A 19,527-nucleotide genomic window follows, 5' to 3' on the forward strand; every position below is an offset into this window, starting at 1 on the left:
GGATTCATTTAAATCTGTAACCTCTTAATTTTTTGGAGTTTTTATGGCGATCGAGCGCACCCTGTCGATTATCAAGCCGGACGCAGTGGCCAAGAACGTGATCGGTCAGATCTACACCCGCTTCGAAGACGCTGGCCTGAAGATCGTTGCTTCGCGCATGGTTCACCTGTCGCGCGCTGACGCAGAGAAGTTCTACGCCGTGCACGCTGCACGTCCGTTCTTCAAGGACCTGGTCGATTTCATGATCTCGGGCCCGGTGGTCGTGCAAGCGCTGGAAGGCGAAGACGCGATCCTGAAGCACCGCGAACTGATGGGCGCCACGGACCCGAAGAAGGCAGAAAAGGGCACGATCCGCGCAGATTTCGCCGACAGCATCGACGCTAATGCGGTACACGGTTCGGACGCAGCTGAAACGGCTGCTGTCGAAATCGCGTTCTTCTTCCCGCAAGTGAACGTCTACTCGCGTTGATGCCTGAATGGCCTCGTGCAATTCGTGCAGCCGATTTGATTAATCGCACGAATCGCCCGGCAAAGTAGTAAGGTAAAGCAGCAGGAATGGGCGCGAACGGCATTGCGTTCATGCAGCTTGTTGCATGAACGTAGTCTCGCACTGAAATGGCAGGATTCGATATGACGAGCAGTCCCTCCGTCAACCTTCTCGACCTCGACGCCCAAGGGCTTGTCGCTTACTGCGACAGCCTGGGCGAGAAGCCGTTTCGCGCCAAGCAATTGCAGCGTTGGATTCACCAGTACAACGCCGCCGACTTCGACGGCATGACCGATCTCGCGAAGTCCTTGCGCGAAAAGCTCAAAGGGCGCGCAACCATCACGATGCCCGGCATCGTCAGCGACCATATTTCGACCGACGGTACACGCAAGTGGCTGATCGACGTCGGTAACAGCAACGCGGTCGAGACCGTTTTTATCCCCGAAGAAACCCGCGGCACGCTGTGCGTGTCGTCGCAGGCCGGGTGCGCGGTCAACTGCCGTTTCTGTTCGACCGGCAAACAGGGTTTCTCCCGCAATCTCACCACCGGCGAAATCATCGGCCAGCTGCGTATGGCGGAGTTTGCGCTGCGCGCGTCGCTCGGCGCGGCCGGCGGCCGTGCTACCGGTGGCGAAGGCAAGGGCGAGCGCGTCGTCACGAACGTCGTGATGATGGGCATGGGCGAGCCGCTGCTGAATTACGACGCGGTGGTGCCCGCCATGCGCCTGATGCTCGACGACAACGCGTACGGCCTCTCGCGCCGGCGCGTCACGCTGTCCACCTCGGGTGTGGTGCCGATGATGGACCGGCTCGGCGCCGATCTGCCGGTGGCGCTCGCGGTCTCGTTGCATGCGCCCAGCGACCCGCTGCGCGACATGCTGGTGCCGCTGAACAAGAAGTATCCGCTTCGCGAACTGATGGCGGCTTGCCAGCGCTATCTGAAAGTCGCGCCGCGCGATTTCATTACGTTTGAATATTGCATGCTCGACGGCGTGAACGACAGCGAAGCGCAAGCGCGCGAATTGCTCGCCGTCACGCGCGACGTACCGTGCAAATTCAACCTCATTCCGTTCAATCCGTTCCCCGAGTCGGGCCTCATCCGTTCGAAGCCGGAACGGATCAAACGGTTTGCGCAAGTGCTGATGGACGCGGGCGTCGTCACCACGGTGCGCAAAACACGCGGCGATGATATCGATGCTGCCTGCGGTCAGCTGGCCGGTGCGGTGAAAGACCGCACGCGCCTCGCTGAGCGCACCGGGAAGGCAGCGAAGATAATCGAGGTTCGCGCCGTGTAATCGCACGAGGCGGCAGGACGCAGGTGTTCGGCGGAAAGCGCCGCGCAGATGCAAAAACCCTCCGCACCACGGGCGATTGAAAAGAAAGTTTGCAGAAGCGATCGGAAGCGGCGCACAGGGCCGCACATTTTGTTATAAACGGTCTGCGATTCGGACGTGAGGCAGCTCGCCTGGCCCAGTCGCACAAGTGAAAAAGAATCGACGCGAAAGGATTTGGGATGAGTGAGCCGCAGCACCCGCAGCCGCATGAGGCAGACACGAACGCAGACCAGCCGGCGCCGGTCGCTCGGGCGGTGGTGCAGCCTATTGCTCAGACCGGCTTGGATTCGTTGGCGGCAGTGGGCGCGCGCTTGACTCAATTGCGCGAATCGAAAGGCTGGACGATCGACGACGTGTCGGCGCGTCTGAAAGTGTCCGCGATAAAATTGCGCGCGCTCGAGTCGGGCGATATCAGCCATCTGCCGGATACGACGTTCGCGCTCGGCGTGGTGCGCAGCTACGCGAAGATGCTCGGCGCGGATCCCACGCCATTCACGCAGGCGCTGCGCCGCGAGAAGGGTGTGCCAGCACCGGATCTGTCGATGCCGGCGTCGTCTGGCAAGGATTTGCCGCGCGGCCGGGTGTCGCTGTCGCTCGGCGGCAGCGGACAAAAAAGCCGCTCGTGGCTGTGGGGCATTGCAGCGGTCATCGTCGCGGTGATCGCGCTGGGTATGTGGCATACCAATGGCGGTGATTCGTCGGCGTGGCTCGCGCGTTTGAAGGCGAGCGCGAACGGCGCGGCTGGCGGCGCGACCGGAGCATCGGGCGCGGTGGCGCAAGGGCCGGCGGCTGGTTCCGAGGCGGCGGTCGAGGTTGCGTCCGAAGCTGCGTCCGCGCCGGCAAAGCAGGCCGCAGTGGACAACGCAGCGCCGGCTACGCCGATGCCCGCACCGCTGGCGACCGGTACGGCGCCGTCGTCTGCGCCGCCGGTGACGGCAGCGACCGCGGTCGCTGCGGCGCCGAAGGCTGGTTCGCAGGTCCAGGTCGCCGCGCAAGGCGCGAGCGCCGCGGCCGGAGCAACTGCGGAACAGGTGGCAACCGCAGGCGAGGCGATCGTCGCGCTGCGCGTGACACAAGACAGCTGGTTCAGCGTGCGCGGCAAGGACGGCAAGGAGGTGTTCTCCGGCATCGTGCACGCAGGCGATACGAAGGAAGTAACAGGCGCGGCCCCTTTCAAGGTCACGATTGGCAACAAGGCCGGTCTCGAGTCGATTACGCTCGACGGCCAGCCGGTCGATCCGTCGAAATATTCGGCAGCCAAGGGTAATGTGGCACGCTTCGCGCTGCCTTAATAGATATGGCATGCGTCGCGGCCAAGCGGGCCGCGGCGCTTTCTCAATTCAGGCGCGACGGCTTTTGTGTGGCGCCTGCGGCGTAAATGGGTTTTTCGATGCAATCCGAAGCTCAATCCCAATCCAGTAGCAAGATTGTTTCAAACGAGCCGGTGTTCGGCGGCCAGGCTGCGCGGCGAGTGTCGCACGCAGTCGACGTCCGTTGGGGCGGCCAGCTCGTCACGATCGGTGGCGATGCGCCCGTGCGCATCCAGTCGATGACCAACACCGATACCGCGGACGCGATCGGCACCGCGATCCAGATCAAGGAACTGGCGCAAGCCGGTTCGGAACTGGTGCGTATCACGGTCAACACGCCGGAGGCGGCGGCGGCCGTGCCGGCCGTGCGCGAGCAGCTCGACCGCATGGGCGTGTCGGTGCCGCTGGTCGGCGATTTTCACTACAACGGTCACTTGCTGCTGCGCGATTACCCCGCGTGCGCGGAGTCGCTGTCGAAGTACCGGATCAATCCGGGCAACGTCGGCCACGGCGCGAAGCGCGACACGCAGTTCGCGCAGATGATCGAAGCGGCGGTGAAGTACGACAAGCCGGTTCGTATCGGCGTGAACTGGGGCAGTCTCGATCAGGATCTGCTCGCGAAAATGATGGACGAAAACGCCGCGCGTTCCACGCCGTGGGAAGCGCAGAGCGTGATGTACGAAGCGCTGATCCAGTCGGCGATCGGTTCGGCGGAGCGCGCGGTCGAACTCGGCTTGGCTCGCAACAAGATCATTCTGTCGTGCAAGGTCAGCGGTGTGCAGGATCTGATCGCGGTGTATCGCGAACTGGCGCGCCGTTGCGAATTCGCGCTGCATCTGGGCCTGACCGAAGCGGGCATGGGGTCGAAGGGCATCGTTGCGTCGACGGCTGCGTTGTCCGTGTTGCTGCAGCAAGGCATCGGCGACACGATCCGTATTTCGCTGACGCCGGAACCGGGCGCGTCGCGCACCGGTGAAGTGATCGTTGGCCAGGAAATCCTGCAGACCATGGGCCTGCGCTCGTTCACGCCGATGGTGATCGCGTGCCCCGGTTGCGGCCGTACTACCAGCACGCTGTTCCAGGAACTGGCCTCGCAAATCCAGACCTATCTGCGCACGCAGATGCCGGTGTGGCGCGATCAATATCCGGGCGTCGAGAAGATGCACGTCGCGGTGATGGGCTGCATCGTTAACGGTCCGGGTGAATCGAAGCAGGCGAACATCGGTATCAGCTTGCCGGGTTCGGGCGAAAATCCGGCCGCGCCGGTGTTCATCGACGGCGAGAAGGTCAAGACGTTGCGCGGCGATAATATCGCGCAAGAATTCCAGCAAATCGTGAGTGACTACGTCGAGCGCCGCTATGGTCGCGCCGAAGCACTCAACTAAACACCGTCAATCGAAGACAGATGACTGAACAGAAGAAAAAGCTCGAGAAGTTGTCCGGCGTGAAGGGCATGAACGATATCCTTCCGCAGGAAGCCGGGCTGTGGGAATTTTTCGAAACGACCGCCAAGTCGATGCTGCGTTCGTACGGATACCAGAATATTCGTACGCCGATCATCGAGCATACGCAGTTGTTCAAGCGTGGTATCGGCGAAGTGACCGACATCGTCGAGAAAGAGATGTACAGCTTTACCGACGCGTTGAATGGCGAAAATCTGACGATGCGCCCGGAAAATACCGCAGCTGTCGTGCGCGCGGCGATCGAACACAACATGCTGTACGACGGCCCGAAGCGCCTGTGGTACATCGGCCCGATGTTCCGCCACGAGCGTCCGCAACGCGGTCGTTACCGGCAGTTCCATCAGGTCGGCGTCGAAGCATTGGGCTTTGCGGGCCCGGACGCGGATGCTGAAATCATCATGATGTGCCAGCGTCTGTGGGACGACCTCGGCTTGATGGGCATCAAGCTCGAAATCAATTCGCTGGGTCTCGCTGAAGAGCGCGCGGCCCATCGCGTCGAGTTGATTGCGTACCTCGAAAAGCACATGGACGTGCTCGACGAAGACGCGAAGCGCCGTCTCTACACGAACCCGCTGCGCGTGCTGGATACGAAGAATCCAGCGTTGCAGGAAATCGCGCAGAACGCGCCGAAGCTGATCGATTTTCTCGGCGAAGAATCGCGCGCGCATTTCGAGGGTTTGCAGCGCATTCTGAAAGCGAACAACATTCCGTTCACGATCAATCCGCGTCTCGTGCGCGGTCTCGATTATTACAATCTGACCGTGTTCGAATGGGTCACCGACAAGCTCGGCGCACAAGGCACCGTCGCGGCCGGCGGCCGTTACGATCCGCTGATCGAACAACTCGGCGGTAAACCGACGGCCGCGTGCGGCTGGGCGATGGGCGTCGAACGTATCCTCGAATTGCTGAAAGAAGACAAGCTCGTGCCGGAAGATGAAGGCTGCGACGTGTACGTGGTCCATCAGGGCGACGCGGCGCGCGAGCAGGCCTTCATTATCGCCGAGCGTTTGCGCGATACGGGTCTCGACGTGATCCTGCATTGCAGCGCCGACGGTCAAACCGCCAGCTTCAAATCGCAGATGAAACGTGCCGACGCAAGCGGTGCGGCATTCGCGGTCGTGCTCGGCGAAGACGAGATCGCCAACGGCACGGTCGGCGTCAAGCCCCTGCGGGATACAAGTTCTAACGGTGGTAAAAACGAGCAACATAACGTGCCCGCCCAAGACTTGACCGAATTTCTAATCAATGCGATGGTTGCAACCGCCGAAGACGGCGACGACTGATCGCGATGTCGTCGAGCCCATCGGCTCGACACGCACACGTATCAAGAAAGAGGAAATCGCCGGGCAATGAGTTACCACGACGAACAAGAATCGATTGAAAGTCTGAAAGCATGGTGGACGCAGTGGGGCAATGCAACCACGTGGATCGTGTTGGTGGCGCTGGTTGCCGCAGCCGGCTGGAACGGCTGGAATTTCTGGCAGCGGCGTCAGGCGGCGGAAGCCGCGGTGCTGTATGACCAGGTGCAGCAAGCCGTTGCATCGGGCGACAAGGCGAAGATCACGCGCGTCGCCACCGACATGGAAGACAAGTTCGGCAGCACCGCGTATGCGCAGATGACCGCGCTGGGCGCCGCGAAGGCGCTGTATGCCGCGGGCGACGAAGCTGCTGCGAAGGTCCAGCTGCAATGGACCATCGATCACGCAAAAGACGACGAGTTCAAGCAGATCGCCAAGCTGCGTCTCGCTTCGCTGCTGCTCGACGACAAAGCTTACGATCAGGGTCTCGCGCTGCTCGCCGAACCGCAGTCCGATGCGTTCAAAGGCATTGTGGCGAACAGCCGCGGTGACTTGCTCGCCGCTCAAGGCAAGCGTGACGATGCGCGCACGGCTTACAAGCTCGCGCTCGATTCGCTGTCGAAAAACGATAGCTCGGCACGCCAGTTGATTCAGTTCAAGCTGGACGCGTTGGGCGGCTAATCGTTGCAGGCGGTGCGCCGCGTGCAACGACCAACCGGTCCCCTTTAATTAATTTCCTGAATGCTTCGTCCACCGATGAATCTGCTGAAACGTTACGCTGTGCCCGTTGCCTGTGCGATGACTGTCCTCACCATGGCGGCTTGCTCATCCACGAAAGACGAGCGCCGCGTGCCGACGCCGCTCACCGAGTTCAAACCCGTGCTCGACGTGCAGCAGGCGTGGAAGACGAGCGTGGGCAAGGCCGGTCGTTACCTGTTCTCGCCGGTCGCGGTCGGCAATGCGGTGTACGCAGCCGGCACGAACGGCTCGGTCGCGAAGATCGACGCACAAACCGGAAAGGATATCTGGCGCGTCAAGCTGCACGATGACCTCTCGGCAGGCGTCGGCAGCGACGGCACGTTGACGGCGGTCGGCGGTCTGAAGGGCGATGTCTACGTGCTGGGCGCCGACGGCAAGCAACTGTGGACCGCGAAGGCGCCTGGAGAAATCATTTCGCCGCCGCTGGTTGGCAACGGCCTCGTGGTCGTGCGCACGGTCGACGGTCAGATCGTGGCGTTCAATGCGCAAACCGGCGAGCAGAAGTGGAATTACCGCAATCGCGCGGTGCCGCTGAATCTGCGTGTGTCGTCGGGCATGACGTTCGCGGGCGACGCGGCGGTGCTGGCCGGCTTCCCGGGCGGCGCGTTCGCTGCGATCAACCTGCAAACCGGCGACAACTACTGGCAGACGCCGGTGTCATATCCGAAGGGCGTGACCGAAGTCGAACGGATCAACGACGTGACGGGGCCGCCCACGCTGGTCGGTTCGCAAACTTGCGCCGTGACTTTCCAGGGCCAGATTGGCTGCTTCGATGCGAATTCCGGGCGCGCGGTGTGGGAGAAGGCATTCTCGAGCACGAGCGGTCTGGCGCAGGATGATCGCGCCGTGGTGGCGGGCGACGACTGGTCGGTGGTGTCGGCGTTCGACGTCAACACCGGTGCGCCGCTGTGGCAAAACGACAAGCTGAAGAACCGCGAGGTCAGCGTGCCGTTCCTGCTGGGCCACGCCGCGGTGCTGGGCGACTATCAGGGCTACGTGCACTTCCTGTCGCGCGACGACGGCACGCTCGTGGCTCGCGTGAAGACCGACGGCAGCGCGATCACCGCGGCACCGGTGCTGGCGGGCGACACGCTGGTAGTGTTGACGCACGACGGCGATCTGTACGGCTACCGCCCGCGATAATCTCGCAGTCTCATCGGTAGCCAGGCGCCGTCGAGCGCGCAGGCCGGCTTTGCCGGCCGCGCGCGTTTTATAGAGAAAAATATTCCGCCGGACTGGCTGGTCCGGCAAGTCGGATCAGAAACGGCCCACGTGGCCATCGGTGGCTGCTTGCGGCGCCATCTTCGACGGCAATTGCAGGGAATCGCATGAACTGGCGTGCGGGCCGTCGAGCAAGAAAGACTGAATCTGGCAGCCCATTGGCGCTGCCCATACAGCCAAACCCCCGTCCGCTCGGGTGCGCATATTGACAGCGCATCCGGGGCTGGCCGAATTCGTGATAATTTTCGTCAAACGCTGCCGTGTAGCGGCCGCATGGCGTCGCTACGCGGGCGGTCGATTTCGATCCCGCGTTTCACCGTGAACAACATCTGATGAAACCCGTTATTGCCCTGGTTGGGCGCCCCAATGTGGGGAAATCCACGCTGTTCAACCGTCTCACGCGCACGCGTGATGCGCTGGTTGCCGACTTGCCCGGTCTCACCCGCGATCGCCATTACGGCGAAGGGCGCGCCGGCGAGCGGCCGTATCTGGTCGTCGATACCGGCGGCTTCGAGCCGGTCGCAAAAGACGGCATCCTGCACGAGATGGCGCGTCAAACCCGCCAGGCGGTCGAAGAATCGGATATCGTCGTGTTCATCGTCGATGGCCGCAACGGTCTCGCGCCGCAAGATAAGTCGATTGCCGACTATCTGCGCAAGACCGGCCGGCCGATCTTCCTCGTCGTCAACAAAGCCGAGGGGATGAAGTACAGCACGGTCGCGGCCGATTTCTACGAACTCGGTCTCGGCGACCCGCGCGCCATTTCGGCGGCGCACGGCGACGGCGTGACGGAAATGATCAACGAGGCGCTCGGCGTCGCGTACGCGGGTCAGCCGGAAGAGGGCGACGAGGAGAAGGAAGCGCGCGGCGTGAAGATCGCGATCGTCGGCCGGCCGAACGTCGGCAAGTCGACGCTGATCAATGCACTGGTCGGCGAAGAGCGCGTGATCGCATTCGACATGCCGGGTACTACGCGCGATTCGATCTACGTCGATTTCGAACGGCAAGGCAAGCCCTACACGCTGATCGACACGGCCGGCTTGCGCCGTCGCGGCAAAGTGTTCGAAGCGATCGAGAAATTCTCGGTGGTGAAGACGCTGCAATCGATCTCGGACGCGAACGTCGTGATCCTGCTGCTCGACGCGCGCCAGGACATCTCGGAACAGGACGCGCACATTGCCGGTTTCGTCGTGGAGCAAGGCCGTGCGCTGGTAGTGGGCGTGAACAAATGGGACGGCCTCGATCCGCATGTGCGCGACCGCACCAAGGCGGACCTCGAACGCAAATTAAAATTTCTCGACTTCGCCAAATTCCATTTCATTTCCGCTGCGGAAAAAACCGGCATTGGCCCGCTGATGCGTTCGGTCGACGACGCCTACGCCGCGGCCATGGCCAAGCTGCCGACGCCGAAGCTCACGCGCGCGCTGATCGACGCGGTCGAATTCCAGCAGCCGCGCCGGCGTGGTCCGGTACGGCCGAAACTGCGTTACGCGCACCAAGGCGGACAGAATCCGCCGATCATCGTGATTCACGGCAACGCGCTCGACGCGATCACCGAAACGTACAAACGCTACCTCGAAAACCGCTTCCGGGAAACTTTCAAGCTGACTGGGACTCCATTGCGCATAGAGTTCAGATCATCGACGAACCCTTACGCGGACAAAGGCTGAAACCCGTGTGTGTGTTGGGTTTGGCCCGGCGGCCGGGGCCCTCGCGCAAAAATGAAAATCGGCTATAGTGTAGCGGTTGACGGCGGATCTCTTTTTCCTTCGTCGTCAATTCAGTCAACCTGCAAAAAAATACGGAGTTTGCTATGAGCAACAAAGGGCAATTGTTACAAGACCCGTTTTTGAACGCACTGCGTAAAGAGCATGTGCCGGTGTCGATCTACTTGGTCAACGGCATCAAGCTTCAAGGGAACATCGAATCGTTCGACCAGTACGTCGTGTTGCTCCGGAATACGGTCACCCAGATGGTCTATAAGCACGCAATTTCGACGGTCGTGCCTGCCCGTCCGGTGAATTTCCACCCGGATTCCGAACAGTCCTAACCCCAGTCGCGGCCGGCGTAGCGTCGCCCGTTGGCGATTACCCCCGGCCGCCTCATTTTGATACCCTCCAATTTGATCAATGCAGCACTTGTCGGCATCGACTTCGGTAAGATCGATTTCGAAGCCAGTCTCGAAGAACTCTCCCTGCTCGCGCAAAGCGCGGGTGCGAATCCCTTAGTCACCCTCACCGGACGCCGGGCCAGTCCCGATGCGAAGATGTTCGTCGGCAGCGGCAAGGCCGAAGAACTGCGTCTTGCATGTGAGGCGAACGACATCGAACTCGTCATTTTCAATCACGCTCTAGCTCCTGCGCAGCAGCGCAATCTGGAGCAGGCGCTTAATCGCCGCGTGATTGATCGCACCAGTCTCATCCTCGATATTTTTGCGCAACGCGCCCGCAGCCACGAAGGCAAGCTGCAGGTGGAGCTCGCGCAGCTGCAGTATCTATCGACGCGGCTAATCCGCGCATGGACACACCTGGAGCGGCAAAAAGGCGGTATCGGTTTGCGCGGCCCCGGCGAAACGCAGCTCGAAACCGACCGCCGTTTGATCGGCGAGCGCATCAAGGCGCTCAAAACCCGGCTCGAAAAACTGCGCCGTCAGCACGGCACGCAGCGCCGCGCGCGCAGTCGCAACCAGACGATGTCCGTCTCGCTGGTCGGCTACACGAACGCGGGCAAATCCACGCTCTTCAACGCGCTCACCAAAGCCCAGGCGTACGCCGCCGACCAGCTGTTCGCCACGCTGGATACCACGTCGCGGCGCGTCTATCTCGGCGACGAAGCCGGGCAGGTGGTGGTGTCCGATACGGTCGGTTTTATCCGCGAATTGCCCCACCAACTGGTTGCGGCATTCCGCGCGACGCTCGAGGAAACCATCCACGCGGACCTGCTGTTGCATGTGGTCGATGCATCGAGCGCGGTGCGGCTCGATCAGATCGACCAGGTGAACGAGGTGCTGCACGCAATCGGTGCGGACACCATCCGCCAGGTGCTGGTGTTCAACAAGATCGATGCGGTGCCGGAGCTGGCGGCCCGTGGCGACGCGGTCGAGCGGGATGAGTATGGTAATATTTCGCGCGTCTTTTTGAGCGCGCGCACGGGGCAAGGGCTGGATGCATTGCGCGCTGCCATCGCTGAAATCGCTACTGCCGAACCTCTTCCCGACATGCTGGTCGATCTGTCGGAAGAAGACCGGTCGGCGGCACCACGCGAGGACCGCAAGGTCTCAGAACTCGGGCACTGACCCGTTCCAATTGCACTGACCCGCTGTCTACTCTGGTGAACGAACACAGGTGAACGATTACAACGAGCGGAGTATCTGGCTGCGCATGCGCACCATGCTTTCACTGAACGATCCGCGCTGGGGGCGGGGTGACGGCAATGGCGATCGCCAACGGCCCAACGAACCCAAGCGTCCGCAGAACGGCAAGGACGGCGAAGGCCCGCCCGATCTCGACGAAATGTGGCGCGATTTCAATCGCCGCCTGAGTCGCGTGTTCGGCCGCAAAAGCGGAGGCGTCGGTGGCGGACGCCCGGACAACGGCCGCGGTGCGCGCATCGGCGTCGGGATCGTGATCGGCGTGCTGATCGCGATCTATCTCGGCAGCGGCGTGTTCGTCGTGCAGGATGGCCAGGCCGGCGTCGTCATGCAATTCGGTCAGTATCGCTACACCGCCGGGCAGGGTGTGCATTGGCGTTTGCCGTATCCGTTCGAAGCGCACGAGCTCGTCAATGTCGGCCAGATCCGTCAGGTTGAGATCGGCCGCAACAACGTGGTGCGTCTCGCGAACGTGAAGGACGCGTCGATGCTCACGCATGACGCCGATATCGTCGACGTGCGCTTTGCCGTGCAATACCAGGTGAAGAAGCCGACCGACTACCTGTTCCGCAGCGTCGATCCCGATCAGAGCGTGATGCAGGCCGCGCAAGCGGCGGTGCGCAGCATCGTCGGTGCGCGCAGCACCAGTGACATCCTCTCTGAGGATCGCGAATCAATTCGTCAGCAACTGATGGCCGCGATCCAGCAATCCCTGGATGAATACCAGTCCGGTCTAGCCGTGACGGGTGTGACGATCCAGGGCGTGCAGACGCCCGAGCAGGTGCGCGCCGCGTTCGACGAGGCCGCCAAAGCACGTCAGGATAACGAGCGCGCCAAACGCGAGGCGCAGGCTTATGCGGCGGAACTGCTGCCGCGCGCGCAAGCCGACGTGGCGCGCCAGATCGACGAAGCGAAAACGTATAGCGACAAAACGGTCGCTCAGGCGCAAGGCGATGCCGAGCGCTTCAAGCAGGTCTACGCACAGTACTCGAAGGCGCCCGCGGTGATTCGCGAGCGCATGTACCTGGAAACCATGCAGCAGATCTATTCGAATACGGCCAAGGTGTTTGTGGACAGCAGGAGCGGCAACAACGTGCTGTATCTGCCGCTCGACAAGCTGGTCGATCAGACTCGCCAGCGTGTCGCCGACGCCGCTGCCGCCGCGTCGGGTGCCGCCGGAGCTATTGGTGCTACGTCCGCTGCCGCGCCGCAGGCCGCGAGCGGCGCTGCCGCATCGTCCGCCGCAACGCCGGGCACCGCTGCCTCCGCGCCAGCCGCGGTCGCGACGCCAGCCAGCCAGCCAGCCGCCAGCAGCGACGCACTGCGTTCACGCGACTCCTTCCGCAGCCGTATGCGCGAAGACGACGTTCAATAAGGGGCGCAGAACATGAACAGGATCATTGCGCTCGTCGTTGCTATCGTCATCGTGCTGTTTGTCGCGGCGTCGATGGTGTTCGTCGTCGATCAGCGGCATATGGCGGTGCTGTCGTCGCATGGCGATACCGCGTCCACCTTGCTCGGCCCCGGTCTGCACGTGAAGCTGCCGCCGCCCCTGCAAACGGTCACGCTGGTCGATAACCGCATCCAGACGCTCGACGCGCCGGACGAAGACCGCTACGTCACGTCCGACAAAACCGATCTGCTGGCCAACCCGGTTGTCAAATATCGCGTCACCGATCCGCTGAAACTGCTCGCCGAAACCAGGGGCGACGTGCAAAGCCTGCCTGACCGGTTGGCCTTGCTGTCGCGCAGCGCGCTCGGCGACGCGTTCGGCAAGTACACGCTGTCTGACGCGCTTGCCAAGCAGCAGAACATCGCTGACGAAGCGCGCGGCACGATGGAAAAGGCCGCCGCCTTGCTGGGCGTCTCGGTGCTCGACGTGCAATTGACGCGCGTCGATTTTCCGGCGGCAATGGCCGATTCGGTCTACAAGCGCATGATCGCGGCGCGCCAGCAGGTCGCGAGCGAAGAGCGCGCAAAGGGCGCCGCCGAGGCCGACCAGATCAAGGTTGATGCAGTCGGCCAGCAACAGGCGATACTCGCGGACGGCTACCGTCAGGCGCAGACCATCAAGGGCGAGGGCGACGCCAAGGCCGCGGAAATCGCCGCCGACGCGTTCGGCCGCGATCCGCAGTTCTACCAGTTCTATCAAAGCATGCAGGCGTACAAGAACACCTTCAAGCCGGGCGATGTCATCGTGGTCGACCCGAGCAATGAGTTCTTCCGCTTCATGCGTAGCCCGACCGGTGGCGGTGCCGCCCCGGACGCCGCCGCGGCACCGCGCAAACACTGATAACCGGAGCGCCGCGGCATCCGCATCGCGGCACCTTCACTCGCATGGACATAGCCGGCTCGTTACTGCTCGCGATCGCATTGATGCTGATTATCGAGGGGATGTTCCCGTTCGTTTTTCCGAGCGCATGGAGCGACACGTTTCGTAAAATAGCGGAACGGCCATCGCATCAGATTCGTATCGGCGGGCTGATCGTGATGGTGCTCGGGCTGATCCTGCTGTTTATCGTGACCTGACGGGGCGCCCCCCGTTGTGACCTGACAGCGCGCGCCATTGCGTAACAGCAGCGGGAGCGTTGCGACGCGGGCCGAGGCCGGCGGCGACGGGCAGAGGGCAGTCCAGATGCCCCGCGATAGCCGCCAGAATCGAGTCGCCGTCCGCCATTCACTTTCACTTACCGGCGCACCCAGCCGCCGTGTGCAACGTCGTAGGACTGTATCGATGTCGACCTGGTTACTTCCCGAGAATATTGCCGACGTGCTGCCGTCGGAAGCCCGCAAGATCGAAGAGTTGCGGCGCCATTTGCTGGACCGTTTCCGCTCGTACGGCTACGAGATGGTGATGCCGCCGCTGATCGAGTACATCGAGTCGTTGCTCACGGGCGGCGGGCACGATCTGGATCTGCGCACCTTCAAGCTCGTCGATCAACTGTCCGGCCGCACGCTCGGTCTGCGCGCCGATATCACGCCGCAGGTCGCGCGTATCGATGCGCACTTGCTGAACCGTCAGGGCGTGACGCGCCTTTGCTATGCGGGCAACGTCGCGCATACGCGTCCGCGCGGCTTGCACGCGACGCGCGAGCAGATCCAGATCGGCGCGGAAATCTACGGTCACGCGGGCCTCGAAGCGGATCTCGAAATCCAGCAACTGATGCTCGATGCGCTGCGTCTGGCCGGCCTCGCGAAAGTGCGGCTCGATTTGTGCCACGCGGGCGTGCTCGCCGCGCTGATCGACGGCGAGCACGCCGCGGCCGAACTGGGTCAGTCGCTCTACGATGCGCTCGCGGGCAAGGACGTGCCGCGTCTGGTCGAATTGACCGCCGATCTTACGCCGGTCACGCGCGACGCACTGCGCGCGCTGCCCACGCTGTACGGCGACGCTTCGGTGCTTGACGAAGCCCGCGCGCGTTTGCCGAACGCGCCGGCCATCGCCCGCGCGCTCGACGATCTCGCGTTCCTCGCGAGCCAGGTGGACGGCGCCGAAGTGATGATCGACCTCGCCGATCTGCGCGGCTACGCGTACCACAGCGGCGTGATGTTCTCGGCGTATGTCGACGGCGTGCCGAATGCGGTTGCACGCGGCGGCCGTTATGACCACGTCGGCCAGGCTTACGGCCGGGCGCGCGCGGCAACCGGCTTCTCGCTCGATCTGCGCGAAATCGCACGCATCTCGCCGGTCGAAGCGCGCAGCAGTGCGATTCTCGCGCCGTGGCAGCACGACGAAGCGCTGCGCGCGAGCGTCGCCGCGCTGCGCAATGCCGGTGAAGTCGTGATCCAGGCGCTGCCTGGCCACGAACACGATCTGGACGAGTTCGCTTGCGACCGCGTGTTGGTCGAGCGCAACGGCGCGTGGGTCGTCGAACCCCGTCCCTGAGCGCGTATCGCCAGACCGCCCGAGGGCCATCCCAAAGGCATTTCAAAAGGCGCCGGCGCACGACACCGGCGCGGCCATCGGCCGCGCTATTTCGAAATACCCAACATAACGTGCATGCCGTTGAGCGGAAACGGAAAAATTCGGAAGGTTCCGCGAACATAGGTAGAATACGTTTTTAACCAGCTTACGAAACAACATGTCTGCCAGCGCAGTGAATGTGAATCCCGGGCGTAACGTCGTCGTCGTGGGGACCCAGTGGGGTGATGAAGGCAAGGGCAAGATCGTCGACTGGCTGACGGACCACGCTCAAGGCGTCGTTCGCTTCCAGGGCGGTCACAATGCCGGTCACACGCTTATCATCGGCGGCAAGAAAACCATCTTGCGTCTGATTCCGTCGGGCATCATGCATCCCGGCGTCGCGTGCTACATCGGCAATGGCGTCGTGTTGTCGCCGGAAGCGCTGTTCAAGGAAATTGGCGAGCTCGAAGCCGCCGGGGTCGATGTTCAGAATCGCCTCTTCATTTCCGAAGCCACCACCCTGATCCTGCCGTACCACATTGCCATCGACCAGGGCCGCGAAGCGCGCCGTGGCGCGAGCAAGATCGGCACGACCGGCCGCGGCATCGGACCGGCCTACGAAGACAAGGTGGCACGCCGCGGTTTGCGCGTGCAGGACCTGTTCGAGCCGGAAAGCTTCGCCGAACGTCTGCGTGAAAACCTCGACTATCACAACTTCGTGCTCACGCAATATCTGGGCGTCGCCGCGGTCGACTTCCAGCAAACGCTCGACACGATGCTGAGCTATGCCGACCGTCTGAAGCCGATGGTGACTGACGTGTCGCGCCGTCTCTACGACGAAAACGCTGCCGGCAACAACCTGCTGTTCGAAGGCGCGCAAGGCACGCTGCTCGACATCGACCACGGCACCTATCCGTTCGTCACGTCGAGCAACTGCGTGGCCGGTGCGGCCACCGCGGGCGCGGGCGTCGGTCCGCAAAAGCTGAACTACATTCTCGGCATCACCAAGGCGTATTGCACGCGCGTCGGTTCGGGCCCTTTCCCGAGCGAACTGTACGACGCGGATAACGCTGCCCGTCAGGAAGCGATCGGCCTCGAACTCGCCACCGTCGGCAAGGAATTCGGCTCGGTCACCGGCCGTCCGCGCCGCACCGGCTGGCTCGATGCCGCCGCGCTGCGCCGCTCGATCCAGATCAACGGCGTGTCGGGTCTGTGCATGACCAAGCTCGACGTGCTCGACGGCCTTGACGAAGTGAAGCTGTGCGTCGGCTATACGGTCGGCGGCAAGAATGTCGACCTGCTGCCGCGTGGCGCATCGGAAGTCGCGCGTTGCGTACCGGTGTACGAGACCTTCGCGGGCTGGAAGGAAAGCACCGTCGGCATCAAGGAATGGGACAAGCTGCCCGCCAGCGCGCGTGCTTACCTGTCGCGCGTGCAGGAAGTTGCGGGTATTCCGATCGACATGGTGTCGACCGGTCCGGATCGCGACGAGACCATTCTGCTTCGTCATCCGTTCAAGGTTTAAGCCATGGTGCAGGGTGTACCCATGATTGCGATGAAAGATCCGCGCAACGACGACAAGAACCTGTGGGTCGGCTGGGACGAGTATCACCGGCTGATCGAACTGCTGGCGCTGGCCGTGCATGAATCGGGCTGGAAGTTCGACAAAATCCTCTGTCTCGCGCGCGGCGGCTTGCGCGTCGGCGATCAGCTGTCGCGCATCTACGATCTTCCGCTGGCGATTCTGGCCACCAGTTCGTACCGTGAAGCCGCCGGCACGGAGCAGGGTGATCTCGACATCGCGCAATACATCACGATGACGCGCGGCGAGCTGTCGGGCAACGTGCTGCTGGTCGACGACCTGGTCGATTCGGGCGTGACACTGGCGCGCGTGCAGCAGCATTTGAAGGAACGCTATCCGGCGATCACGTCGGTGCGCTCGGCAGTGTTGTGGTACAAGGGCTGCTCGAAAGTGAAGCCCGACTATCACGTGCAGTATTTGCCCACGAACCCGTGGATTCATCAGCCGTTCGAGGAGTGGGACACGGTACGTCCGCACAACCTCGGCGCGTGGATCAAGCGCGGCACTGCGCAGGCGCAGGAGTCGTCGGGGGCGTGATGTGCGCCGCGATCTCGTGCATATCGATTCGTATCCAGAAAACGGAGCCCAGTTGGGCTCCGTTTTTTTGTGTGCGCGGCGTGCGAATGGCGCTTCGCAAGCGTCGCGATACCCGTGCTGGCGAAAGCCCAAATGCAGCAGACGCCCCTGGAGCGCAGTGCTACACTGCGCGGACCATCCACGTGGTGTATCCACAACAAGCCGGGCGGCGCTAAGCGGGCAGTTTAGAATAGCGCTCGTTTTTTTTCCGCTCAAGGAACGGATTTCCTCGCGTTTATGACAGATACCAATCACGTGCACAAACAGCCTCTGCCTTCCCTCGCGATTGCCGCGATCGGAGTGGTGTTTGGCGATATCGGCACGAGCCCGTTGTACTCGCTGAAAGAAGCATTCAGCCCGGCGCACGGTATCCCGCTGACCGATCAATCGATTCTTGGCGTGATTTCGCTGCTGTTCTGGGCAATCGTGATCGTGGTCGGCATCAAGTATGTGTTGTTCGTGATGCGTGCCGACAACAACGGCGAAGGCGGTGTCCTCGCGCTGATGGCGCTGGCGCTGCGCTCTGTCGATCAAAAATCGAAGATGGCCGGCATGCTGATGATGCTCGGTATCTTCGGCTCCTGCATGTTCTATGGCGACGCGGTGATTACGCCCGCCATCTCGGTGATCTCGGCGGTCGAAGGTTTGGAGATCGCCGCACCCAATCTGTCGCATCTGGTGTTGCCGCTGACGATGGTGATCCTCGTGTTGCTGTTCTGGATTCAGCGGCACGGCACTGCCACCGTCGGCCGCCTGTTTGGGCCGATCATGGTGCTGTGGTTCGTGGTGCTCGCCGCACTGGGTCTGTGGCACATCCTGCAGTCGCCGAATGTGATCCGCGCACTGAACCCGTATTACGCCTACACCTTTATGGCCGCGCACGTGCTGCAGGCCTACGTGGTGCTCGGCTCGGTCGTGCTGGTGCTGACCGGCGCCGAAGCACTGTACGCCGACATGGGCCACTTCGGCGCGAAGCCGATCCGTATGGCCTGGTACGTGCTGGTGATGCCTTCGCTGGTGCTGAACTATTTCGGCCAGGGCGCGCTGCTGATGCACGACCCGAAGGCCATCGAAAATCCGTTCTTCCTGCTCGCGCCCGATTGGGCGTTGCTGCCGCTCGTCGTACTGTCTACGGTGGCGACCGTGATTGCGTCGCAAGCGGTAATTTCCGGCGCGTATTCGCTGACGAGCCAGGCTATCCAGCTCGGCTATGTGCCGCGTATGAAGATCCTGCACACCTCGGAACTGGCGATCGGCCAGATCTATGTGCCGGTGGTGAACTGGATGCTGCTGTTCATCATCCTGTGCATCGTGATCGCGTTCAAGAGTTCGGATAACCTCGCCGCTGCGTACGGTATCGCGGTGACCGCGACGATGGTGATCACCACGATCCTCGCCTGCGTCGTGATGGTGAACGTGTGGAAGTGGAACAAGTTCCTCGTGGCGCTGATCATCGGTGTGTTCATGGCGGTCGACTTAGGCTTTTTCGGCGCCAACCTGCTCAAGGTCGCGGAAGGTGGCTGGCTGCCGCTCTGCATAGGCGCGCTACTGTTCTTCCTGCTGATGACATGGTTCAAGGGCAGGATGATCGTCAAGGAACGCACGGCCGCCGACGGTATTCCGCTGATGCCGTTCCTGCAGGGCTTGCTCGCGCATCCGCCGCATCGTGTGTCGGGTACGGCGATCTATCTGACCGGCAGCGATTCGCTCGTGCCGGTGAGCCTGCTGCACAATCTGAAGCACAACAAGGTGCTGCATGAGCGCACCATTTTCCTGACCTTTGTGACGCGCGATATTCCGTACGTGAACGATGCGGAGCGCGTCACGGTGAAGGATTTGCAGGGCGGCTTGTACCTCGTCAAGGCGGTGTATGGTTTCAATGAAACGCCCGACGTGAAGGCCGTGCTGCTCGATGTAGGCCGCACGCACGATATGACGTTCGAGATGATGGACACATCGTTCTTCCTCGCGCGTGAAACGGTGGTGCCGACGCAATTGCCGGGCATGTCGGTGTGGCGCGAGCGCGTGTTCGCGTGGATGCATCAAAACGCCGCGAAGCCGACCGACTTCTTCAGCATTCCAGCGAATCGGGTAGTGGAGTTGGGTACGAAGATCGAGATCTGACAGACCTCGGTTCGTGCCTCGCATGTTGAGGCGCGATAAAAAAGCCCACGCGAATGCGTGGGCTTTTTGTTTGGTGCTTCGTATCGTGCGTTCAGCGCG

17 protein-coding genes are annotated in these 19,527 nt (G+C 62.3%); all 17 read left to right on the forward strand.

What is annotated here, in order from left to right:
* Nucleotides 1-43 precede the first annotated feature (43 nt).
* Nucleotides 44-469, forward strand: coding sequence for a nucleoside-diphosphate kinase (gene ndk / locus WN982_RS07225; protein ID WP_341315056.1), 426 nt, complete (start codon nt 44-46; stop codon nt 467-469).
* A gap of 161 nt (nt 470-630) precedes the next feature.
* Entirely contained in the window at nt 631-1,782 is a 1,152-nt protein-coding gene (gene rlmN, locus WN982_RS07230) for a 23S rRNA (adenine(2503)-C(2))-methyltransferase RlmN (protein ID WP_341315057.1), read from the forward strand.
* 218 nt (nt 1,783-2,000) lie between these two features.
* Entirely contained in the window at nt 2,001-3,113 is a 1,113-nt protein-coding gene (locus WN982_RS07235; protein ID WP_341315058.1) for a helix-turn-helix domain-containing protein, read from the forward strand.
* A gap of 86 nt (nt 3,114-3,199) precedes the next feature.
* Complete coding sequence (ispG, locus tag WN982_RS07240) at nt 3,200-4,516, forward strand: flavodoxin-dependent (E)-4-hydroxy-3-methylbut-2-enyl-diphosphate synthase (RefSeq protein WP_341315059.1); 1,317 nt, start codon at nt 3,200-3,202, stop codon at nt 4,514-4,516.
* Between the two features lie 20 nt (nt 4,517-4,536).
* A complete protein-coding gene (gene hisS, locus WN982_RS07245; RefSeq protein WP_341315060.1) occupies nt 4,537-5,877 on the forward strand; it encodes a histidine--tRNA ligase in 1,341 nt (446 codons plus the stop codon).
* A gap of 66 nt (nt 5,878-5,943) precedes the next feature.
* Nucleotides 5,944-6,573, forward strand: coding sequence for a tetratricopeptide repeat protein (locus WN982_RS07250; protein WP_341315061.1), 630 nt, complete (start codon nt 5,944-5,946; stop codon nt 6,571-6,573).
* Between the two features lie 75 nt (nt 6,574-6,648).
* Nucleotides 6,649-7,794, forward strand: coding sequence for an outer membrane protein assembly factor BamB (gene bamB, locus WN982_RS07255; RefSeq protein ID WP_341315062.1), 1,146 nt, complete (start codon nt 6,649-6,651; stop codon nt 7,792-7,794).
* A gap of 410 nt (nt 7,795-8,204) precedes the next feature.
* Complete coding sequence (gene der, locus WN982_RS07260) at nt 8,205-9,542, forward strand: ribosome biogenesis GTPase Der (protein WP_341315063.1); 1,338 nt, start codon at nt 8,205-8,207, stop codon at nt 9,540-9,542.
* Nucleotides 9,543-9,685: 143 nt separating this feature from the next.
* Entirely contained in the window at nt 9,686-9,922 is a 237-nt protein-coding gene (hfq, locus tag WN982_RS07265; protein ID WP_006051315.1) for an RNA chaperone Hfq, read from the forward strand.
* 30 nt (nt 9,923-9,952) lie between these two features.
* Nucleotides 9,953-11,167, forward strand: coding sequence for a GTPase HflX (gene hflX, locus WN982_RS07270; protein WP_341315064.1), 1,215 nt, complete (start codon nt 9,953-9,955; stop codon nt 11,165-11,167).
* Nucleotides 11,168-11,216: 49 nt separating this feature from the next.
* A complete protein-coding gene (hflK, locus tag WN982_RS07275; RefSeq protein ID WP_341315065.1) occupies nt 11,217-12,617 on the forward strand; it encodes an FtsH protease activity modulator HflK in 1,401 nt (466 codons plus the stop codon).
* Nucleotides 12,618-12,629: 12 nt separating this feature from the next.
* Nucleotides 12,630-13,535 (forward strand): protease modulator HflC, encoded by a 906-nt coding sequence (locus tag WN982_RS07280; protein ID WP_341315066.1) that lies wholly within the window; start codon nt 12,630-12,632, stop codon nt 13,533-13,535.
* Nucleotides 13,536-13,579: 44 nt separating this feature from the next.
* On the forward strand, nt 13,580-13,771 hold the full coding sequence (locus tag WN982_RS07285; protein ID WP_341315067.1) for a DUF2065 domain-containing protein: 192 nt from the start codon (nt 13,580-13,582) through the stop codon (nt 13,769-13,771).
* Between the two features lie 205 nt (nt 13,772-13,976).
* Nucleotides 13,977-15,128 (forward strand): ATP phosphoribosyltransferase regulatory subunit, encoded by a 1,152-nt coding sequence (locus tag WN982_RS07290; RefSeq protein ID WP_341315068.1) that lies wholly within the window; start codon nt 13,977-13,979, stop codon nt 15,126-15,128.
* Nucleotides 15,129-15,324: 196 nt separating this feature from the next.
* Complete coding sequence (locus WN982_RS07295; RefSeq protein ID WP_341315069.1) at nt 15,325-16,671, forward strand: adenylosuccinate synthase; 1,347 nt, start codon at nt 15,325-15,327, stop codon at nt 16,669-16,671.
* 3 nt (nt 16,672-16,674) lie between these two features.
* Complete coding sequence (locus WN982_RS07300) at nt 16,675-17,265, forward strand: phosphoribosyltransferase (RefSeq protein ID WP_341315070.1); 591 nt, start codon at nt 16,675-16,677, stop codon at nt 17,263-17,265.
* Between the two features lie 276 nt (nt 17,266-17,541).
* The gene (locus WN982_RS07305; protein WP_341315071.1) at nt 17,542-19,428 is read left to right on the forward strand and encodes a potassium transporter Kup; all 1,887 of its coding nucleotides are present in this window, start codon (nt 17,542-17,544) and stop codon (nt 19,426-19,428) included.
* Nucleotides 19,429-19,527 lie beyond the last annotated feature (99 nt).

It is taken from the genome of Paraburkholderia sp. IMGN_8, from assembly GCF_038050405.1.
Lineage (GTDB): Bacteria > Pseudomonadota > Gammaproteobacteria > Burkholderiales > Burkholderiaceae > Paraburkholderia.